We start from the raw sequence: 21981 nt of genomic DNA on the forward strand, positions 1-21981 counted from the left end.
TGCTTTATAAAAAACATTAAAAGAATAAAAAAAGAGATTACATTTTTAGTAATCTCTTTTTAACTATTATGTCTGATTAAATAATTTCTGCTTTACTTTAATAAAACACTTCCAAAAATAGGAGCATTGTTATTACAATTGGTATATCGTCTGGTTTCAAAACTAAATTGTAATACAAAATCAGAAGGGATATTACCATTTATAGATAATCGAACTAATCCGTTTCGAGTTTGCCCAGCAGTCTGAAATGTTCCTAGGGACCCTCCATTAGCATTAATATTAAGCCCAGAAGGGAGGTTTAAAAATTTAAAATTCCTCGCTTGAGGATATACTGCATTAACACCTGATATGTTTGTGGTGGTCAATTGTAGAAACGCAAACCCATTTCCATAATTCTGAAAAGAAGTTTGATCCAAAGTAATACAGTTACCATTACTGTTTTTTTCGAAAACTTTTGTTTGTGGTAATTCTTTAGATACATTATTTTTTTCGCATGCTATAATAATAGTAGCTAAAAAGAATAATGAAATCACTTTTTTAAATGCATTGTAGTTCATGTGTGTAAGTTTTAAAAGTTTAAAACTAAGTTAGTTATGTTTTGCTTGGAAATTTTACACAAAAAAACAAAACAGTTACACTTTTTGAAGAAAAGAGTTATTTGTCCGATATCTTCTTCAAGGATGATATGAAACCCTTATTCTACAATAAAGATATTATTTCCTTATTCCTAATCTTTTCTAGAAGAAAGGTTAGAATAATATGTGTTGCAATTAAATTGGTTACAAATCTATTCTTATAAGTCGCAAGTAGTTTATTTTAATAATACATTTCCGGAAATTGAATTATAACAACTGGTGTCTCTATGACAGATATTAAAACTAAATTGTAATACGAATCCAGGGGGGATATCACCTCTTATCTGAATTGGTATTATTTCGGTTTTATTCTGTCCAGAATTTTGAAGTATGTTTAGTGATTCTTGTGAATATTTGGTAGTGATAGAAAGTCCTAGTGGAAGATTTAGAAATTTAAAATCTTTCGCTCTTAAGTATGAAATATCAATATCCGGAATATTTGTGATGCTTAGTTTTATATATGTTAGGTCGTTTCCTAATTTTATAAATGAAGTTTGATCTAGCAAATAACAGCTGTTGTTGCAATTCTTTTTAAATATTTTGGGAACTTGTTCTGTTGCAGAATAACTATATGTACAGGCTATAGTACATACCATAATAATAGTTAATAAGGAACATAGTAAAATTCCTCTTTTCAGCGTATTGTTAATCATTATAAAGATTTTGGGGTTTATATTATATAGAACAGTTTAAAATATATTTACCCTACTTTTTATAAAAAGAAAATGTTTATTTCTAATTCTTTTTCAGCAATGCTTACATAGTTTTTAATGTAGTTTGGAGAGATTTCCCCTTAATGCTCGTTACCTTTATAAATCCACATAGGTTCGGTTTCACCGGCTCTAACGAATCCTACTTTTTGATAAAAATCAATTGCTTTGCCATCTGCTGTTAACATCTGCATATGAAAATGGCCATATTTTTCCTGCATTTTATCTACTATCATTTTCCCAATACCTTTTCCCTGATAATCAGGATGGATAAGTAAATGAGGATAATACACAACCAAATATCCATCAGAAATTGCATTACCCAGTCCAACCAGATGATCTCCGCTCCAGGCAGAAACTAATGAATGGGAATTCAGTAAGGCATTATGTAATTCTATAGGCTTATCTGCAGAACTCCATTTATTAGCTTTATATAAATCAATGATTTGTTTTAACTCAATATTTTTTGTTTCTGAGATTTTTATTTCCATTTTATTTGTACTAGTATTCTACAGTGTTATTTGTTTATTTTTTCTACGATAAGTATAGTATGAATTTCTTCAATATCATCTGCTTTTTTATATTTTTTTTGAAATGATTCTTTGATCTCTAAGGATGCTGTCGTTAAATCTTTTTCAATATTTTTTAAATCATGATAGTAAAAATATACTCTATCTCCACTACTTCCTGATAGATATCCTGAGTCACTTGGGTTTCCGGCAATAAAACTTATATAAAATATTCCTGAATTATTAAGTAACTTATTACAATCCATTATCATTTTCGTACAATCTGATTGTGATAAATAGGGGATACAAAAACCACAAATAATGGCATCAAATTTATTTGGTATGGTATGTAGATCTCTGCTATCCATTACCTGTACTTTGGCTGTTGGATTATTTTTTTTAGCCAGCTCGATCATATTTGCCGAATTATCTATGGCTGTTATTCTAAAATTAGGATTTTTAGTTAGAAGATACTGGGTAATATTCCCCGGGCCACAACCAATTTCGAGAATATTAGGATTAATTTTAGGAATTAATTCGCAGAATATGTCATAGGTATCATTGTACAAATCCAGATTCATGAATTTATCTTCATAAACCTGAGCTATTTTATCCCAAGTTTTAAATGTTTCCTGGTATCTATCCATTTTTTCTTTTTAGAAGTACATGAAGAATACTTTCATTTCAAATCTCGATTATGGTAGATTCTCCAGAACTAAAATCGTTACAAGTCCATTGCCAAAATTCGTTTAATTTTATTTTTCCCTCTTCCATATATTCAATGTATGATTTGCATTTTCCTGTCATTAATTCATGCTCTTTGTTTATGTGTTGATATACAAATTCTAAGTGATCATTAACCCATTTTCCTACCAAATGCCCTTTTATAATTTGCCCACCGTCATAATTAGCCCAAATGATGTTTTCATTTTGGTTATATCTAAAAATAGTTTCATCTGATACTTCTCCATTATTGGTATTAGACTGTGTCTTGAATTTTTTATTGTTTAAATCAATCTTCATTGTTTTACTTTATCGTGTTCATGAGTGGCAATATATCTGATACAAAGTATTACTTACTCTGTTTTTACGTTTTAAAATTTGTCGATTAGAGAGGGTAACTTTAGGTGAAATGTATTGAAAATAGATTTTTGGAATAAAAAAACTATTCATGATGAGACGACTTACTTTTCTATTAATCGATATCTTTTTCTGTCAAATTCATCTTTCATTTCATTTTGATTATAAACTTTCAAAAGTTCAATAAAGCCATTTTTGCACAATCGATCTAAATCATTTTGAGAAATATCGTTTGCCGTAAAATACATCGATTCTCCATTTACTTCAATAAACCATGGCATCCACAAAACGCCCCACATTTCCCAAAAATATTCAAATTCACTACTATTATTTTCAGAACACCTTTCTTTTAATTCACTCAAGAATAATTCTAAACGATCATCCATAAATAATTTGAATTTTTAAAATTATCAACATCAATAGTATCAATTCCTATTTGTATCCTAAGGGTAATCTAAGATAATGAAAGAGAAGTATATGTAGCATGTTATAATTCTAATTTTTTGGCCCCTATTTCTTATTTTTTAGAACTAAAGAAATTAGGCGTGATATGCATCTAAACTAGAAAAACTTATATAAAAAAATTATGAAGTATATGATAAGAAAAAACAGGTATTACTCAAATAAATCAGAACTTAGATACCTATCTCCACGATCACAAATAATAGCAACGAGCACGCCGCTTTTTAGCGTTTTTGCTAATTTTATAGCAGCAGTAACAGCTCCGCCGCTACTCATGCCAGAGAAAACACCTTCTTCTTTTGCTAATCGTTTTGCCATATCAGTGGCTTCTTCCTGGCTTACTTCGATAACCTGGTCTACTTTATTTGGATTAAAGATTTTAGGAAGATATTCTTTTGGCCATTTACGTATTCCGGGAATTCTGGATTCGTCTGTAGGTTGTACTCCAACAATTTGTATATCTTTTGATTGTTCTTTGAGATAAGTCGATGTTCCCATAATTGTTCCTGTAGTTCCCATGGAGGATACAAAATGTGTAATTTTACCTTGCGTATCTTTCCAGATTTCTGGTCCGGTAGTTTTATAATGAGCACGCCAATTATCATCGTTAGCAAATTGATTAAGCATTACATACCCTTCTTTATTAACTTTATCTTCTGCATAATCTCTAGAACCTTCTATTCCTATATCTGATGAGGTAAGTGTTACCTTTGCACCAAAAGCACGCATAGTCTGTACTCGTTCTTTGGTAGAATTTTCGGGCATTACCAATTCAATATCCAGTTTAAAAATTCCTGCAATCATCGCCAAAGCAATTCCTGTGTTACCACTTGTTGCTTCGATAAGCTTAGTATTTTGATTAATATCACCACGATCCAGTGCAGATTTAATCATATTATAAGCGGCACGATCTTTAACACTTCCTCCTGGGTTATGCCCTTCTAGTTTTATATATAATGTAATATTGGGATTGTCTATTAGGGAAGTAACCTTTACCAAAGGGGTATTTCCTATCAGGTCTAAAATACGATGTGACATTAGATAACTTTTTTGATCTTAATTTCTGCTGTATTTGAAATAATTGAATTTTCGGAAACCGAAGAGGTAATCCATGCATTACCACCAATGGTACTATTGGCTCCAATAATAGTACTTCCACCTAGTATTGTTGCATTAGCATAGATAGTTACATTGTTTTCTACAGTTGGGTGACGTTTTACATTACGAAGTTTTCTGTCTACATATAATCCACCAAGAGTTACACCTTGATATATCTTAACATTGTCTTTTATGATTACCGTTTCTCCGATAACAATACCAGTTGCATGATCAATAAAAAACGATTCTCCGATTTCTGCTCCTGGGTTAATGTCAGTACCTGTTAATCGATGTGAATATTCTGTCATTAATCGAGGGACAAGGGGTAAACCAAATTTAAGAAGCTCGTGACTTAATCTATAGATTGCTATAGCATAAAACCCAGGATAGGCCATATATATTTCTTCTATAGAATTTGCTGCCGGATCACTTTTCATAAAGGCCTGAGCATCCAGATTTAATTTTTCTAGTATACCAGGTAACTTCTCTAGATAGGATTGCCATAGTTTACTACATGGTTTATCGGTTTCCCAACACGATAGATCAACAAGCGTTTCGAAAGTTTTTTCAAGACGATCTATATTCTTAGCTACTTCTGTGTCTGTATCGAATAATGTATAGAAAAGTAATTTCGTAAAATATTCGGTTTTTTCCTTTAGCTCAAGCTTAAGATTCGGATTCTTTTTCAGCTCTTTTATCTCATCGATAATTTGATCTCTTTCTTTAGTCATTGTAGTTTGTTTGAAAACTCTAGTAAATATATAGAATAAAAGGTATAAAAGTCTTTTTAAACGATAAATACTTACATTTTTAAAATAATAATAACATTAGAAGGGTATAATTGGTTGTATTCTGTAATTTTTAGTTAAACTTTCATCAGTATAGGATATGTGAATAATGAATCATTATTGATCGGTTTATGATTTAAATCATATTTGGAGGCATTGTGTTTATTTATTTTTACATCAATAAAAGATAAAAAGATCTTTTTATAATAAATTAAATTAATTATCACTATGTTATCTAAAAAACAAGCGCGAAATTTCTTTCTGGGAGGAACATTGGTCACTTTTTTGGCATTTATTGGGTTAACGATCTATTCTTTTAGTGAAGAACAAGATCAATCCAACTATACCAACATAACAGAACAAGTTGTGCGTGGAAAACAGTTATGGGAGACAAATAATTGTATGGGATGTCATACTCTTTTAGGAGAAGGAGGATATTATGCTCCAGAACTAACCAAGGTTCTCGATAGAAGAGGAGAAGGGTATGTAAAAGCAGTGTTAATGACTCCTGTTCCCTGGGCACCAAATGGCAGAAAGATGGTAGCTTATGGTTTCTCTGAAGAAGAAGCAAAAGATCTTATCGCCTTTTTTGATTGGATTGATGATATTGATCTAAATGGCTTTGATAGAGTTGTGTCTCCATTAGCAAAAGATGAAAACTAAATAACTTAAAAATATAAATAGATGAAATACAAATCTCAAAAAGTAGCATACTGGTTCTTTGCCTTATCCATGTTACTATTGGTCTTACAAATTACCTATGGATTTATTATGGGTTTTGCTCGTATTGGTATGGATGGGTTACATGATTTTATTCCCTTTAATACAGCTAGAGCTGTACATACAAATTTATTAGTAGTCTGGTTATTATCAGGCTTTATGGGGGCTGCATATTATATTATTCCCGAAGAAGCTCAACGTGAACTTGTAAATGTAAAATTGGCTTATGTACAATTAATTTCACTAGCACTGGTTGGTGTTACTGCCATTATAGGATATCACTTTAATTGGTGGGAAGGACGTAAATTTTTAGAAATACCAAGACAATTAGATTTTTTGGTTGTTATTAATGTTCTATTATTTTTAGGATTAATACTCATAACTCTTTTTAAAGGAAAACGTAGGACAACTACAGCATTAGTACTTTCTATGGGATTACTGTTTGCTGCCTTATTGTATTTGCCAGGAATGTTACCATTCGATAGCCAGGTGACGGATTCATTTTTTCGCTGGTGGGTAGTACATTTATGGGTAGAAGGAGTTTGGGAACTTATTATGGGAGGTATTCTTTCCTTCTTGCTAATAAAACTTACCGGAGTTGATAGAGAGGTTATAGAGAAATGGTTGTATGTTATTGTGGGGTTAACTTTTTTATCAGGAGTATTAGGTACTGGTCACCATTATTATTACATAGGAGTTAACAAAATATGGTTAATTGTTGGAGGTATATTTTCTGCTTTAGAGCCTCTGGCCTTTTTAGCAATGGCACTTTTTGCAGTAAATATGTATCGAAAAGGAGAGAAAAAACACCCTAATACCATAGCGTTATTCTGGACGATAGGATCGGCAATTGTGTCTTTTGTAGGAGCAGGGCTATTAGGTTTCGCTCATACATTACCTCAAACTAATTTATATACGCATGGTACTCTGGTTACGGCCATGCATGGTCACCTTGCTTTTTGGGGAGCATATGCAATGATTGTACTTGCAATTATTAGTTATTCTTTACCAAATCTAACAGGTAGAAAATTGTACAATAGTGTAAGAGGAAGAACTTCATTCTGGACATCAAATATAGGTATGATAGGTATGACAGTTGCTTTTGGTGTCGCTGGTGTTGCTCAGGTATATTTAGAACGTAAGTTTAAAATGGAATTTATGGCTGTACAAAAAGAGATTAGCATTCACTTCGTTGTATTGATTCTCTGTGCATCATTATTTACTATCGGAATCATATTATATATAATTGATTTCATAAAGCATGGTCGCCCTAATGATGAAGCTATGGAAGTTCGAGAAGTCTAATTGATATAAAATATAGTTTTCTTTTTTCAAGATAAGGTCTAAAAAGACATGTTGCGTTTATGTATCTACCTTTCCCCCATATACTGTAGATGTACGATTGATGTTACAGTGATAAAACGATTCGAAAGACTTCATTTATTACTACTCATAACTTTTTAGGCCTTTTTCAATTTAAAAAACAATAAAATTATGGATCATAATGCTACCAACGGAAACAAAACAATACTATCTAAAATAGGTGTAGAAGTACCACTAAATCCACCTTTTTATAAGCCCATTGCCAAGGAGATAGAAGTTTTTGAGCATACTTATAAAAATAAACTTCCTGTTCTTTTAAAAGGACCTACAGGAACAGGAAAGACAAGATTTATTGAATATATGGCATATCAATTAGGGAAAAAGCTAATTACGATTTCTTGTCATGAAGAGACGTCATCTACAGATTTGATAGGCCGTTACATAATTAAAGGAGCAGAAACTATATGGATAGATGGTCCTTTGACAAAAGCGGTAAAAGAAGGAGCTATTATTTATCTCGACGAAATAGCAGAAGCCAGGCCAGATGTTATCGTGGCAATTCATGCATTAACAGACCATCGAAGAGAGTTGTTTATTGATAAATTAGGAGAGACTATAAAAGCACATCGGGATTTTATGTTGGTTGCCTCTTTTAATCCAGGGTATCAAAAAGGATTTAAAGAGTTAAAACCATCTACAAGACAACGATTTATTGCAGTATCATTTCAATATCCATCTCCAAAGATAGAGTCTGAAATTATAGAAAATGAAACAGGGGTTACCGAGGCATTAGCAAGAAAACTGGTGAATATTGCCAATAAGATCAGAAATCTTACAGAATTAGGGTTAACAGAAACGGTTTCAACACGATTATTGGTTGATGCTGCAAAATTGATTCATTCTGGATTGCCAAAACGATTATCGGTTAAGGTAGCTGTAGTAGAACCACTAACAGATGATGAGGAAATAACGACTGCATTGACAGACCTATGTGATTTAATGATATAACAGAATCTTATGTTTGAGCCCGATGAATACATATATAGCAAAGTAGTTAGTTTTTTAAAAAGACGGAAAAAAAAGTCTCAGGAAAAAAATCAATTTGCAGTAAAGTTAGAAGATATAAAACCACGATTAACGATTCTGGCTCGAGCAATAACTGGAGAAGCAATAGAGCTTTTTGAGGCCGAAAGAGAAGGCGGATATAAGAATAATAATTTCTTTCTGCCAACTCGTTTTTCAGAATTTTTAACGATAGAAGAAAATATTTCATTTTATGTATTTAGAACAGTCTATTTATCGATGCAAAAAAAACTGGGGTTTAATTTTACTCCAGCAGATGAATATGCTATAGAAGAGGCTCAAAAAAAAGCAAGAGAAACCTCTGATAAGGTTTTGATTGAAGTACAGGGTCAATTTCCTTTTGTACTAGAGATATATCAGAAACTAAAAACCTGTTTTGAAGCAATAACACCAAAAGAAAAACAGCCAGATTTTACCTATATCTATGGAAAATGGATGAGCAATGATCCATTTTTAAAACCAAAATATGAGCTAAAGAATTTTTCTGAGAAAGCAAAAGAAGCAATTCTGGATGAAATCAAAACTACGCTAAAGGCTAATGCCGTAGAAGAGATCGTAAATATAGAAGTAGACAAAAAGACACAGGAAGATTATGTACTTACCCATAATTTTGAAAAAGTAGAAACAGCAGAGGAGTATGACGGGGGATGGCGTGATTTTGATGGAGATGATGAACTAGAGGAGCATGCCAATGCACTAGAAGAGCTTACTATGAAACATACGGTAAGGGTTGATGATCCCACACACTCTGTATATCAGGCTGATTTTATAGAAAATACAACAATTTCAGAAAGCATTGAAGCAGATACCAAAGGATACCATATATCTTATGACGAATGGGATTGTTCTAAACGAAACTATAAACCAGATTTTTGTAAGGTTTATCCTAAAAATCAAATCGAAACCGACATTGAGTATTATAAAAAAACATTAAAAGAAAATGCTTCGACTTTAATGGGACTTCGTAAAATGCTTACCTCTGTTAATAATAAATACCAACAACAACGAAGACAGGTACAAGGAGAAGAATTCGACTTAGACATGATTACAGACTTATTTACCGATGTGCATTCTGGACATACACCTTCGGATAAAGTGTATGTGTCTAAACGGAAAAAAGAAAAAGATCTTTCTATTTTATTATTGTTAGATGTTAGCTTATCTAGTGATGGATATGCTGCTGGGAATAAAGTAATTGATGTAGAAAAACAGGTGTCCATAATTTTTGGAGAAATCCTGAATGAGTTTGGAGTCGATTTTTCTATACAATGTTTTTATTCTAAAACCAGAAACTATTCTACTTATATCACTCTAAAAGGATTTGAAGATGACTGGAATACATCCAAGTTTAAGATAGGAGCAGTATCGCCTTGTGGATATACTCGTATTGGTGCTGCACTAAGACATTCTGGAATGCTAATGGATCAGCGTACTACCAAAAATAAATGGGTAATTCTTATTTCTGATGGGAAACCTAATGATTATGACAAATACGAAGGGAAATATGGCATTAACGATGTGAAACAAGCACTTAGAGAACTAAACCAAAGACAAATAAATTCGTATGCATTAGCTATAGAAGCTCAGGCAAAATACTACCTACCACAAATGTTCGGGCAGAATCATTATCAGATTTTAACAACACCGGTAGAACTCTTACAATCATTAGTACAGCTTTATGAAAAAATAAAATACCAAAATTAAATGAATTCTTTTTTACCAGAAGTAGAGAAATTACCCGAGGGACACCCGGTAAAAGTGTATTATCAGGAAAGTGAACTCATCCAGGAATTACTATCAGAATTATATGAAGCAGATGCGATAGAAGACTTTCAACAGTACTTCAATATATTTAACCAATTAACAACTATAGAAAAACGATTTGCTCGAAAAGAGAACCAGCTATTTCCGTATTTAGAGAAACATGGTTGGAATGGCCCCAGTAGGGGTATGTGGTCTTTTCATGACAATTTAAGAGACCAGATTAGGCTACTGAATACACATAATGCAGAGAGAAATACTACTAAAATCATAGAAAACCTTCCGTATTTGATAGAAGGAATAAAGCGCCTTCTCACTCTTGAAGATATGAGATTGTTTCCTATTGCCATGCAAATACTTAGTGAAGAAGATTGGAAAGAATTTTATGAAGGAGATGAAGAAATGGGGTGGATGTTACCCCAGAAACCAAAGCCATATCCCGCAATAGAAACAGCATATATTCACCCAAGCGAAGATTTTACCGAACGTGATTTACCATTTTCTTTAGAAGATACCTTTCATTATGATGAGGGTTACATGACCCCAAATCAGGTAAACCTATTGCTTCGCTATTTACCGGTTGATATTACTTATGTAGACGAAAACGACAAAGTCATTTTTTATAATCGGGGAGAAGATCGCGTTTTTCCCAGAAGCAAAGGAATTATAGGAAGAGAAGTTCGTTTTTGTCACCCTCCCAAAAGTGTAGATATGGTACTACGTATAGTAGATGAGTTTAGAGCTGGTACAAAAGACGTGGCAGAATTCTGGTTTAATTACAGAGGTCAGGTAATTCATATCCGATACTTTGCCATTAGAGATAAACACAAAAATTATAAAGGAGTTATCGAAATGTCCCAGGATGTAACCGAAATTCAAAAACTGAAAGGAGAAAAACGACTGTTGGATTGGGATTAAAAATATAAAGAAAAGTACAATTGTTAGATAGAACTCTATACAAGTAGTGAAGGATTAAAGAAGATAAATGAAACAAACAACTATTAACTATAGCAATATATACTACCCGCCAGGAGGAATTCTTATGTGGATCATAATTTCTTTAGAATTAATAACTTTTGGAATGGCTATAATAGCAATGGTATATTGTGGCAAACAAGAACCTGATCTTTTTCATCAATCAAGGATGCTGTTAAATCCGGTTTATGGAATTCTTAATACTATTCTTTTGCTTACCAGCGGTTTTTGTATGGCAATTTCGGTTCATTATCTAAAAATTAATATCCCACAAAAATCTAAAATACTGTTATTAGTAACCATGCTGTTTGGAATACTATTTTTACTAATAAAGACCTTTGAATATAACGAGAAAATAAATCTAGGCCTTGATATTAATCATAATTTGTTTTTTACATTTTATTGGTTACTCACTTTATTTCATGTCATACATGTTATTGTTGGTTTGGTGATATTAGGCTCTGTTTACTTCGGACTAAGAAAAGAGAAAACAAATATAGAAGATGTTGAAGCAAGTGCTTCATTTTGGCATATGTGTGATTTGATATGGTTATTTATTTTTCCTATAATTTATTTATTTTTTTGATAAAAAAGAGACATGTCTGTTTTAAGTGATGTACACTAATTTTAAAAGATATCCCATGAAAAAAAGTATAACTATTACCTATGTGTTTTTAATATTGCTAACCGTTATTTCGGGAATAATATCAGGTGCAATAAATAAAAATATTTCTTTTATCATTTTACTATTATCTGCATTAAAATTTATTGGCGTATCGTTTTATTTTATGGACTTAAAAAAAGCACATACTTTTTGGCAATCTATTATAATAGGTTATGCAATAGCATTGGTTATCATTGTTTTAATGATTTAATGATGTTATCATTTTATAACTGTGAATCGATCTGCAATTGATAGGAATAATGTATTGAAATATCGACACAAATTTTGAATACATGAACTGATATTTATCATAATTTTTTTATGAGTTTGATCCTATCTTTAGTATAGAATTTAAACCTAATAGAATGAAAAAAAGAACACCTGTTTCCAAAATTATGACTTCCGATGTAATTACCTTAAATCACACTAATGGTTTAGAAACAGCGGAAAAGCTATTTAAAGAAAATAATATTCGTCATATTCCTGTAGTTAGTGGCGATGCCATTATTGGTATGTTAAGTTATACAGATTTACTACGTATAAGTTTTGCCGATGCCGTAGAAATAGATGAGCAAGATGTTGACACGGTAGTTTACGAAATGTTTACTATAGAACAGGTAATGGCAAAAAATCTGATAAGTGTAAGTTCTAGTACAACAATCAAAGAAGTTGCAGAAATATTGTCAAAAAAAGAATTTCATGCATTACCCGTAGTAGATAATGATAAACTGGTAGGTATAGTAACCACAACAGATTTGATAAATTATTTATTAGATCAATTCTAATAACCCAGTTTTTAGAAAATGCAAAAAAGGGAAGCAATGTGCTTCTCTTTTTTGTTGAAATAAAGTAAAGTTTGATCTACTGTATTCCATAAAATTTAGTTAAACTTCTATAGAGAAAACAGATTTTAGTATTTTTAAGATCAAAGTATATTATATGAGTACCATACCAAAAACAATATTTGAATTTTTAAAAGATCTAAAAGAAAACAATCATCGAGATTGGATGACAGAAAATAAGAAACAGTATCAAAGTAATGAAAAAATACTCAAAGCATTTTATGCATCTGTTGCAGAACGATTAAATGAGAAAGACGAGATCGAAAAAACTAAAGTATTTAGAATTAATCGAGATGTTCGTTTTAGTAAAAATAAAACACCGTATAATGTGCATCGCAGCGCAAGTTTTAGTAGGGCAGGAGCACATAGGAGAGGAGGGTATTATTTGCGATTAGAACCAGGTAATTCACTTATGGCAGGAGGTTTTTTTAGCCCAGAACCAGCAGATTTATTACGAGTTAGGAAAGAATTCGAAATGGATGACCAAGAGATTCGTGAAATATTATCAAATGCAGATTTCAAGAAAGCATTTAATGGTTTTGACTCTTCAAACCAGGTAAAAACAGCTCCAAAAGGATTTAGTAAAGATCACCCTAATATTGATTTGATCAAAAACAAATCATTTTTTGTCGCTCATAACTTTACAGATGATGAGGTTTTTGCACCTGATTTTCTAGATAAAGTAGTATACCATTATGAATTGCTAAGACCATTTTTTGATTACATGAGTGATGTGCTTACTACGGACCTTAATGGTGTTTCTTTAATTGATTAGAGAATAATGGAAATACGAATCATAAAAGATAATAGAAGAAATGTATTGTCTTGTATTAGAGAAGATGGCAGTATAACCAGTACTGGTTTAGGCCCTGATCTTCCTAATCATGATATGGCACATTTTGTTGTAGAATCTTATTTTGGTTTAAAACAAGGGTTTTATGGAATGATAAAATCAGGGATGACTATAGAAGACCTTTCTAATAAAGAAATTATTAAAACCTTAGGAAAAGAATCTTGGCTTGCCGAGGTCTTAGCAAGAAATCTTCAAGCATTAGGTTCGGGTTCTAGTACAATAGAAGAATTTATTTCTTTGGTTATTTGGGAAACAAATACGATGTCAATTCAACCTCCAAAAATGAAATTATCCGATGTTAAAAAAATCAAATCCAGTTTTAATGAGCTATGTAAACAATGGAAACAATTATCTGATCAGGACTGTCTGAGCTTGACGTTTTAAAAAATTATATTATTAACATTGGAAAATTCTGTGAGGTTTTTAAACTTAAAATGATTTATTAATAAAACCTCACAGATATATTGATCAGTAAACAACAAACTCTTCGATCTTGATTTAATGTAGTTTATGTCGTGATAGAATAGATAAAGGAAATTAAACCTGAGTCATTCCTCCATCAACTTCTAATTCTATACCATTAATATAAGATGCATCATCAGATGCCAGAAATAAAGCAGATTTAGCTATTTCTTCTGGAGTCCCAAAACGACCTAAAGGTACTTGACTGGCAAAACCTTTTCCCATTTCTTCTGAAACATCTTTTGGTAGTCCCATTTTACTAAAAATAGGAGTTGTAATAGGCCCTGGAGAAATAGAATTAACGCGAATACTTCTGGACTTTACTTCTGATGTTAAAACCCTTTGGTAAGCACGTAATGCACCCTTGGTGGCAGAATATATCGCTAGACCGTCAAAAGCTCGATGTGTTACTACAGAGTTATTAAAAAGGATTGTTCCTTCATCATTAATATGTGGTAATGCTTCTTTAACGGCTAATATTGGTCCTTTTACATTAATATTAAAAATCTCTTCATAATGTGCTTCTGTGATTTCATGAGTTGGAGTGGGACGTAAAACAACGCCAGCATTAAGGAATAGAATATCAATTTTACCATATTTATTTATAGCTTCTTTAATCAATCTTTTATTATCTTCTGGTTTGGCTACATCTGCTGTAACGGTTATAAAATCCCCTACAAGTGTTTCTGAAACTTCATCCAATGCTTCCTGGCGTCTTCCTGAGAGTACCACTTTGGCACCTTCTTGTAAATACAGCTTGGCCGTTGCTAATCCGATTCCGCTGTTTGCTCCTGTAATAACAGCTACTTTGTTGTGCAGTTTTTTCATCTTAATTGATTTTTTGTTAATAAATTTTACTTGAGGCAATTATTTCGAATATGCTAAACGATATATATGACAATCCGATAACTCCTTTATAGGGTTTCTACTGGAGAAGTAGAACTAGAATTATTTTTATCGAATATACGGTAGAAATCATCATTGTAGTAATATACATGATGTATACCATTAGAATTATGTGTATGTGTTAAGAAATTTTTAGAATTGAAGAATAAACGATATCCCGAAAAGAATATATCTGAGGTTGACTTGTTATTTTGAAGCGTTATTGCTTTATGATAAGTATAGCTATGTCTATTTGTAGTAACAGGTATTATTTTTTTGAAGAAATTTCTATATAATTCTGTTTGACAGAACCATTTGCGAGTATCATTTTTTTCTCCCATAGTATAGTGGTTTTAAGAAGTGTATACCAGATGGGATTTGTCTGGAAATTACGCAAAAAAAGTAGGTTTTTTTTATACGTATCATTAATTTTCGGATGATAATATACAAATAATCAATGTGTTATGCAAAACCTAATATTTTGAGTTTTATAGAGTTTTGATACTAAAAAGAACGATAAAAGAATTGAGACATATTTAAAAAGGCTGATTTTGATAGAAATCAGCCTTTTTTTTTACGAAGAAGTATTTTATATTTGACTTAGTCCACCATCAATTTCTAAATCCACACCATTAATAAAAGATGCATCTTCTGAGGCTAGAAATAAAGCTGATTTTGCAACTTCTTCAGAAGTTCCGAAACGGCCTAATGGTACTTGTTGAGCAAAACCTTTACCCATTTCTTCTACAACATCTTCTGGTAGTCCCATTTTACCATAAAGAGGTGTTTCGATAGGTCCCGGCGCAATAGAATTAACACGAATACCTCTAGATTTCACCTCAGAGGTTAAAACACGTTGATAGGCTCGTAATGCTCCTTTGGTCGCAGAATAAACACCTAATCCATCAAACCCTTTTTGAGAAACAATAGAGTTTGTAAATAATATAGCCCCACCGTCATTGATATGAGGTAATGCTTCTTTGGTAGCTAATATTGGCCCTTTTACATTGGTATTAAATAAAGTATCGTAATGCTCTTCTGTTATTTCGTGTGTAGGAGCTACCGGTGCAATTCCGGCATTTAGAAATAACACATCAATTTTTCCATATTTAGTGGTTGCTTCTTCAATTAATCTTTTGTTATCTTCTGCTTTTGCTACATCTGCTTTTACGGTAATTAAATCGCCTTCAAGTGCTTTTGCAGCTTCGTCTAGTGCTTCTTGACGCCTTCCCGAAAGTACCACTTTGGCTCCTTCCTGTAAATATAGCTTTGCTGTTGCCAATCCTATTCCGCTATTGGCCCCTGTAATAACTGCAACTTTGTTTTGTAACTTTTTCATTGTATTATTTTTGTATTTATAAATAGTTTATTTGAAACAATCGTTTCAAAATAGGTTAAAAAAAATTAGTATAGTACTTTGAGTACAGTACGAGTGAGATTCCTTAAATCATTTTCATTTTTATTTAGTATTCCTGTCATTCTAAGTCCTTGTATAGACGAAAAGAGGTATAATGCATATTGGCCAGCTGTCTGATTCTGGTTAAATATCTTTTCCATTTGCCCTTTGGTCACAATATCTTCGAGCATTGCAATCATTCTATCTTGATTTTTTTCCATAAAGGATTTAATCAAAGGCTCCTGGTTTGTCATTTCTGATTTACAATTAATAACCAAACAACCTTTACGATCATTATCATTAATAATTTCGTGAATATATAAATCAAAAATAGCTTCAATGGCTTCGGTTGCATTATAAGATTGTGCTAACTTTTGGCTAAAACTGTTTCCGTATATAGATTGATAATGCGAAAGAACTTCGAGAAACATATTTAATTTACTTCCAAAAGAGTTGTAAATACTAGATCGATTTAAATCAGTAGCATCTACCAAATCTTGCATAGAAGTACCATTATATCCCTTTTTATGAAATACTTCGGTAGCTTTTTGCAAAACTGTGTTTCTATTAAATGTTTCTACTTTTGGCATACTTATAATGAAATGATCGTTTCAAAAATAATTAAAATTAGCAATGTGTATTGTTATAAAAATCATAAAGTTTATAAAATGAGTTTCATCATCATATCTGTTTGAAGATCTGTTCCTAACATAAATCTGTGAGTATCAAAGATTTTAAAACCATTTCTTTTATAAAACTTGATAGCCCCGGGATTTTTCTCCCAGACACCTAACCAGATAAACTCTATAGATTTTTCTTTTGCTATTTGTAAGGTTTTTTGAAATAGCAATTGCCCAATTTTTTTGCCCTGATGCTCCTTTACGACATATATTCGTTCTATTTCTAGAGTGTTACCTTCTACGGGTTCTGTTTGAGCATTACTAAAATTTATTTTAATATACCCAGCTATATCATTATTTATTGTCGCAAAGTAAAACTTAGAGTTTGGATTTTGAAGTTCTTGTGTAATGTTATCCAAGGTGAATTTTTCATTAAGGTACCCATTGATATTTTCTTCTGTGTTATGAGGAGGACCAAAGGCATCATAAAATGTCTGACGTCCGATATCCAATAACTTACGGTTATCTTCTGGTTGCACTGGTTTGATTAGAACTTCTGGTAATTCCATTTTGATACTGAATTAATTGGATACTAATTTTTTAAAAACCTAGATAAGATCATCACTACATTTACAGCTATCAAGTTCTGGGAACTTAGAAAATAAAGATTATGATTGCAGCAATTAATTAATAAGTATAAAAGATCAAAGCGAATGTATCTTAACTAGATAATTCGTTTGATTACTCTTAATTTATGCGTGTGTGTACGTTTCTCGGCATTATAAATCCCAGTATGATCGATACGATCTACACGTACTTTACCATGCGCATGAATGATATAGTTGTCCTTCATTATAATACCTACATGGGTAATTGCCCCTTCTTCATTATCAAAAAATGCAAGATCTCCAGGTTCACTTTCTTCTATAAAACTTAACGGATCTCCTTGAGTTGCTTGTTGAGATGCGTCTCGTAATAATTTATACCCATTAAGTTTATATACCATTTGAGAAAAGCCACTACAATCAATACCAAAATTTGTTTTTCCACCCCATAGGTACGGCGCATTAAGAAATAGAAAAGCGGTATTTATGATATTATCTTTAGGTTGTTTTTCTGTAATTCGAGCCCCTTCATAGTGATGTTTAAAAAAGTCTAATGCTTTCAGAGAAGATCCAAGAGGAATAAGCATTAGTTGGTTCTCATCACAGCTTACAAATTCGACCATATCTCCCACCATGCAAAGCGGTTTTTTATCGAAATTAGTATATTCTTCTTCGGTGATTTCTATATATTGTTTGTTATCAATCCAGCCTTCATAACGATCAAAAGCCAATCGAATTTTACTCCATTTTTTACGTTTTTCTAACACTTTAAAATGTTCACCGTATAATATCTGGGAAACCATTTCACTAGGGTCTTGAGGTTCAAAACGTAACGGGACAATACTTAAATTACAAATACCGTATTGCATGAATTTTTTATAGGAAAAAGACGAATAAACGTCAGATTATTATATGATTAGATTGAAATTCAGAAAATCGAAGTTAAGGGGAATAGCTTTCGGCCCTTAACTTCGGTTTTCTAATGTACAACTATACTCTTTCGATTACCATAGCCGATGCACCACCACCACCATTACAGATAGCTGCAGCACCGATTTTGGCGTCGTTTTGTTCTAATACGTTGATTAAGGTAATTAATATTCGTACACCAGAACATCCTAGTGGATGTCCTAAAGAAACAGCACCCCCATTTACATTGGTATTGGTGTCATTAAGTCCCAGAATTTTTTGATTTGCTAGCCCAACAACAGAGAAAGCTTCATTAAATTCAAAGAAATCTACATCATCAAGAGAGATTCCTGCTTTTTCTATTGCTTTTGGTAATGCTTTTGCTGGCGCAGTAGTAAACCATTTCGGCTCTTGTGCAGCATCTGCATAACTTTTTATTCTTACAAGAGGCTCTAATCCAAGTTCTTGAGCTTTTTCGGCACTCATAACAACAACAGCTCCTGCACCATCATTAATTGTAGAAGCATTTGCAGCAGTAACTGTTCCTTCTTTAGAAAAAGCAGGACGTAAAGCAGGTATTTTTTCCATTTTTACGTTTTTATACTCTTCGTCTTCTGTAATCATAATAGGCTCTCCACGACGTTGTGGTACTGCTACAGGTACTACTTCATTATTGAATTTACCATCTGCCCAAGCTTTTGCAGAACGTTCATAAGATTGAATAGCAAAAGCATCCTGATCTTCTCTGCTAAAATTATGTTCTGTAGCACAAAGATCTGCACAAACTCCCATTGCATTATGATCATAAGCATCTACTAATCCATCTTTTTGCATACCATCATCCATAGTCTGAGGTCCAAATTTATGCCCTGCTCTTAATCGCACATAATGAGGTATTAAACTCATATTTTCCATCCCTCCAGCAACTACAATATCTGCATCACCCAAAGCAATAGTTTGTGCAGCATGCATAACAGCTTTCATACCACTCGAGCATACTTTATTTACGGTTGTACAAGGAACAGTGTCGTTGATACCTGCTCCTAATGCAGCTTGCCTGGCAGGAGCTTGTCCATTTCCAGCCTGAACTGCATTACCCATATATACCTCTTGAACTAGTGAAGGATCCAGATTTATTTTATCTAATGCACCTTTGATTGCAGTAGCTCCCAATTGGGTAGCCGGAACAGTAGATAAGCTTCCCATAAAACTTCCTATTGGTGTACGTGCTGCAGATACGATTACTACTTCTTTACTCATTATTTATGTTTTAAAAATGTGTGTATTGTTTTTTGCGAATTTAGTGATTTTTAAAGGATATGCATAGTGAAGTTACTAACAAGAGTTATAATGAGGTGCTGACTTATTTTTTATTACTTTTGAGTAATTTATATAATACTACTTGTAGGGTACATAAATAAAGTTTTAGTTATTGGATTTTATGAATTATGAACTAAAATGTTTGATAGAGAAACAATGCTGAAAAGACATTACAAGTAATATTGAATTTTTAATCAGTGAATTGGGATTGATTAAAAAAAAATAGGATCATGAAAAGTTTTTTGAACAAATTATATAAAAGACAATCCTCTATATATAGGATTTTTCTTTTTATATGCACTACAGCACTCATTGTATATTTATTTCCTAAAGGGGGGATATTTAAATATGAATTTACAAAAGGTAAACCTTGGCAATATGAGAATTTATACGCTCCTTTTGATTTTGCTATTGCAAAAACTGAAGCAGAAATAGAGGAAGAGAAAAAACGAATTAATGATAATGTAATTCCCTATTTTGAGTATGATACTATAATTGCTAATTCTGCTAAAGAATCTTATGATACTACATTTTCTAATTATTTAAAAGTACTTGATCAAAGTAGCAGCAGAGACCAAGCAAAGCTTTTTGGTAGAATATTGTTAAATGATATATATAGACATGGAGTGCTGCAAGAAAAATACTCTTATGGCAGTGATAGACAAATTTTTTTAAATAAAGGAAATACTGCAGAAGCAATAACATATGGCCAAATTCTAACCTCTGATGCCTTAACTAAAACTATTAATTCTCGTATTGATAAAAGTGAATATACAAAGTTTAAAAGCGATTACGTCGCACTGTTTTATGATTTGATAAAGCCAAATGTAAGATTAAACAAAAGACTAACAGAGAGTACTTTAGAAATTGAACTAGAGAAAGTTCTTACTACAAGAGGAGGAGTGTCTAGGGGGAGCAGAATTATAGCCAAAGGAGAGGTAGTAGAAGGAGATAAATTACAAATATTAAATTCGTTAAAAGCAGAATATGAATCCCAGGTATGGAGCGATAAAAACTTCTACTGGATTGTATTAGGATATTGCTTATTGGTTTCATTAGCGCTTATGATGCTCCTATTGTTTATTAAAAAATATAGAACAGATATATATGAAAACAATACTCAGGTAACTTTTATTTTTTTCAATGTTCTTTTTCTGGTATTGATAACCACTTTGGTGGTTAAATATCGATCAGAATATATATATGTTGTTCCTTTGTGTATTCTTCCTCTGGTTCTTAAAGCATTTTTTGACTCGAGATTGGGGTTGTTTACTCATGTTATTACAGTACTTATATTGGGATTTGTTGTTCCTAATAGTTATGAGTATACCTTTTTACAGATTATTGCAGGAATTGTAACGATATTAACAATTTCAGAATCTTTTAAGAGAGCTAATTTGTTTATTTCTGTGGGCCAGATCACATTAATTTATATCCTGGCGTATATTGCATTTCATATTATTCATGAAGGAAGTATAAGTAATATCGACTGGGTAACGGTGGGGTTGTTTGTGATAAGTGGATTTGCAACTCTTATAGTGCACCCTTTAATCTATGCTTATGAAAAGGTTTTTGGATTGATTTCTGATGTTTCATTATTAGAACTTAGTGATACAAATTCGGTTTTACTTAAAGAATTGTCTAATAAAGCACCAGGAACATTTCACCATTCACTTAATGTGGCCAATATTGCAGAGGCTGCTGCTAATGAAATAGGGGCTAATGCTATGCTGGTAAGAGTAGGAGCGTTATATCATGATATTGGTAAAATGGCCAACCCTACATATTTTACCGAAAATCAATCTGCCTCTGGTAATGCGCATGATGTATTATCTCCAAGAGAGAGTGCCAAAATTATTATTAATCATGTGATACGAGGCATAGAGATTGCCAAAAAAAATAATTTACCCGATCGTGTTATTGATTTTATTAGAACTCATCATGGTACTAGTACTGTTTACTATTTTTATAGTAAGGAAAAAGAAACTAATGAAAATGTGAATATCGAGGATTTTAGGTACCCTGGTCCGAAACCATTTTCTAAAGAAACTGCTATTTTGATGATGAGTGATAGTGTAGAGGCTGCTTCAAAAAGCCTTAAAAATCCTACAAGTAGTTTGATCGATTCTTTTGTAGAAAAAATAGTGAGTAAACAAATGGAAGATGATCAGTTTCTGAATGCCAATATTACTTTTAAAGAAATCCAACAGATCAAAAAAGTCTTTAAACGTAAACTAACCAATATTTACCATCTTAGAATAGAATATCCAGAGTAATATTG

At 32.2% G+C, this 21981-nt stretch carries 26 protein-coding genes; 11 read left to right on the forward strand and 15 right to left on the reverse strand.

The features are described 5' to 3' along the window. Positions 1-92: 92 nt before the first annotated feature. The 8 genes from NNL09_RS18695 to epsC all read right to left on the reverse strand — a co-directional run bounded on the left by NNL09_RS18695 (position 93) and on the right by epsC (position 5225). Entirely contained in the window at positions 93-557 is a 465-nt protein-coding gene (locus NNL09_RS18695; protein ID WP_196910296.1) for a hypothetical protein, read from the reverse strand. A gap of 254 nt (positions 558-811) precedes the next feature. Next, entirely contained in the window at positions 812-1288 is a 477-nt protein-coding gene (locus tag NNL09_RS18700) for a hypothetical protein (protein WP_035094886.1), read from the reverse strand. Between the two features lie 140 nt (positions 1289-1428). Beyond that, the gene (locus NNL09_RS18705) at positions 1429-1836 is read right to left on the reverse strand and encodes a GNAT family N-acetyltransferase (protein ID WP_196910295.1); all 408 of its coding nucleotides are present in this window, start codon (positions 1834-1836) and stop codon (positions 1429-1431) included. Positions 1837-1862: 26 nt separating this feature from the next. Beyond that, positions 1863-2501, reverse strand: a complete 639-nt coding sequence (locus tag NNL09_RS18710; RefSeq protein ID WP_196910294.1) for a class I SAM-dependent methyltransferase — start codon at positions 2499-2501, stop codon at positions 1863-1865. A 37-nt stretch (positions 2502-2538) separates the two neighbouring features. Next, positions 2539-2877 carry a hypothetical protein gene (locus tag NNL09_RS18715; RefSeq protein ID WP_025663598.1) on the reverse strand — a complete coding sequence of 113 codons (339 nt, stop codon included), beginning with the start codon at positions 2875-2877 and terminating at the stop codon, positions 2539-2541. A gap of 161 nt (positions 2878-3038) precedes the next feature. Next, positions 3039-3320 (reverse strand): hypothetical protein, encoded by a 282-nt coding sequence (locus NNL09_RS18720; protein ID WP_025663599.1) that lies wholly within the window; start codon positions 3318-3320, stop codon positions 3039-3041. 229 nt (positions 3321-3549) lie between these two features. Further along, a complete protein-coding gene (gene cysM, locus NNL09_RS18725; RefSeq protein WP_196910293.1) occupies positions 3550-4434 on the reverse strand; it encodes a cysteine synthase CysM in 885 nt (294 codons plus the stop codon). Continuing rightward, entirely contained in the window at positions 4434-5225 is a 792-nt protein-coding gene (epsC, locus tag NNL09_RS18730; protein ID WP_196910292.1) for a serine O-acetyltransferase EpsC, read from the reverse strand. The genes cysM and epsC overlap by 1 nt, the downstream gene beginning before the upstream one ends. A gap of 285 nt (positions 5226-5510) precedes the next feature. Here epsC and NNL09_RS18735 point away from each other — a divergent pair, with 285 nt between their 5' ends. The 10 genes from NNL09_RS18735 to NNL09_RS18780 all read left to right on the forward strand — a co-directional run bounded on the left by NNL09_RS18735 (position 5511) and on the right by NNL09_RS18780 (position 13887). After that, positions 5511-5945 (forward strand): cytochrome c, encoded by a 435-nt coding sequence (locus tag NNL09_RS18735; RefSeq protein WP_025663602.1) that lies wholly within the window; start codon positions 5511-5513, stop codon positions 5943-5945. Between the two features lie 21 nt (positions 5946-5966). Beyond that, a complete protein-coding gene (locus NNL09_RS18740; RefSeq protein ID WP_025663603.1) occupies positions 5967-7307 on the forward strand; it encodes a cbb3-type cytochrome c oxidase subunit I in 1341 nt (446 codons plus the stop codon). A gap of 189 nt (positions 7308-7496) precedes the next feature. Then, positions 7497-8333, forward strand: a complete 837-nt coding sequence (locus NNL09_RS18745) for a CbbQ/NirQ/NorQ/GpvN family protein (protein WP_196910291.1) — start codon at positions 7497-7499, stop codon at positions 8331-8333. A 9-nt stretch (positions 8334-8342) separates the two neighbouring features. After that, the gene (locus NNL09_RS18750) at positions 8343-10112 is read left to right on the forward strand and encodes a nitric oxide reductase activation protein NorD (protein WP_196910290.1); all 1770 of its coding nucleotides are present in this window, start codon (positions 8343-8345) and stop codon (positions 10110-10112) included. Beyond that, entirely contained in the window at positions 10113-11087 is a 975-nt protein-coding gene (locus tag NNL09_RS18755; RefSeq protein ID WP_196910289.1) for a DUF438 domain-containing protein, read from the forward strand. A gap of 67 nt (positions 11088-11154) precedes the next feature. Next, entirely contained in the window at positions 11155-11730 is a 576-nt protein-coding gene (locus NNL09_RS18760; RefSeq protein WP_025663607.1) for a cytochrome c oxidase subunit 3, read from the forward strand. Positions 11731-11785: 55 nt separating this feature from the next. Beyond that, positions 11786-12019, forward strand: coding sequence for a cytochrome C oxidase subunit IV family protein (locus tag NNL09_RS18765; RefSeq protein ID WP_035094890.1), 234 nt, complete (start codon positions 11786-11788; stop codon positions 12017-12019). A 154-nt stretch (positions 12020-12173) separates the two neighbouring features. Then, entirely contained in the window at positions 12174-12593 is a 420-nt protein-coding gene (locus NNL09_RS18770; protein WP_025663609.1) for a CBS domain-containing protein, read from the forward strand. Positions 12594-12747: 154 nt separating this feature from the next. Beyond that, positions 12748-13425: a DUF2461 domain-containing protein gene (locus NNL09_RS18775; protein ID WP_025663610.1), complete on the forward strand. Its 678-nt coding sequence runs from the start codon at positions 12748-12750 to the stop codon at positions 13423-13425. Between the two features lie 6 nt (positions 13426-13431). After that, positions 13432-13887: a hypothetical protein gene (locus tag NNL09_RS18780; protein WP_025663611.1), complete on the forward strand. Its 456-nt coding sequence runs from the start codon at positions 13432-13434 to the stop codon at positions 13885-13887. A 153-nt stretch (positions 13888-14040) separates the two neighbouring features. Here the strand turns inward: NNL09_RS18780 and NNL09_RS18785 are convergent, their stop codons facing one another. From NNL09_RS18785 to NNL09_RS18815, 7 genes are all read right to left on the reverse strand, one after another. Continuing rightward, on the reverse strand, positions 14041-14793 hold the full coding sequence (locus tag NNL09_RS18785) for an SDR family NAD(P)-dependent oxidoreductase (protein WP_025663612.1): 753 nt from the start codon (positions 14791-14793) through the stop codon (positions 14041-14043). Positions 14794-14879: 86 nt separating this feature from the next. Further along, positions 14880-15191: a hypothetical protein gene (locus NNL09_RS18790; protein ID WP_035094892.1), complete on the reverse strand. Its 312-nt coding sequence runs from the start codon at positions 15189-15191 to the stop codon at positions 14880-14882. A gap of 248 nt (positions 15192-15439) precedes the next feature. After that, a complete protein-coding gene (locus NNL09_RS18795) occupies positions 15440-16189 on the reverse strand; it encodes an SDR family NAD(P)-dependent oxidoreductase (protein WP_196910288.1) in 750 nt (249 codons plus the stop codon). Positions 16190-16254: 65 nt separating this feature from the next. After that, positions 16255-16836: a TetR/AcrR family transcriptional regulator gene (locus tag NNL09_RS18800; protein WP_025663614.1), complete on the reverse strand. Its 582-nt coding sequence runs from the start codon at positions 16834-16836 to the stop codon at positions 16255-16257. A 71-nt stretch (positions 16837-16907) separates the two neighbouring features. Beyond that, positions 16908-17435, reverse strand: coding sequence for a GNAT family N-acetyltransferase (locus NNL09_RS18805; protein WP_196910287.1), 528 nt, complete (start codon positions 17433-17435; stop codon positions 16908-16910). A 155-nt stretch (positions 17436-17590) separates the two neighbouring features. Next, entirely contained in the window at positions 17591-18340 is a 750-nt protein-coding gene (locus NNL09_RS18810) for a C40 family peptidase (protein ID WP_025663616.1), read from the reverse strand. A gap of 121 nt (positions 18341-18461) precedes the next feature. Further along, on the reverse strand, positions 18462-19640 hold the full coding sequence (locus NNL09_RS18815) for an acetyl-CoA C-acyltransferase (RefSeq protein WP_025663617.1): 1179 nt from the start codon (positions 19638-19640) through the stop codon (positions 18462-18464). A gap of 290 nt (positions 19641-19930) precedes the next feature. Here NNL09_RS18815 and NNL09_RS18820 point away from each other — a divergent pair, with 290 nt between their 5' ends. Beyond that, the gene (locus NNL09_RS18820) at positions 19931-21976 is read left to right on the forward strand and encodes an HD family phosphohydrolase (protein WP_196910286.1); all 2046 of its coding nucleotides are present in this window, start codon (positions 19931-19933) and stop codon (positions 21974-21976) included. The last annotated feature ends 5 nt before the right edge of the window (positions 21977-21981 follow it).

The organism is Aquimarina sp. EL_43, assembly GCF_943422735.1.
Classification (GTDB): Bacteria; Bacteroidota; Bacteroidia; order Flavobacteriales; family Flavobacteriaceae; genus Aquimarina; species Aquimarina megaterium.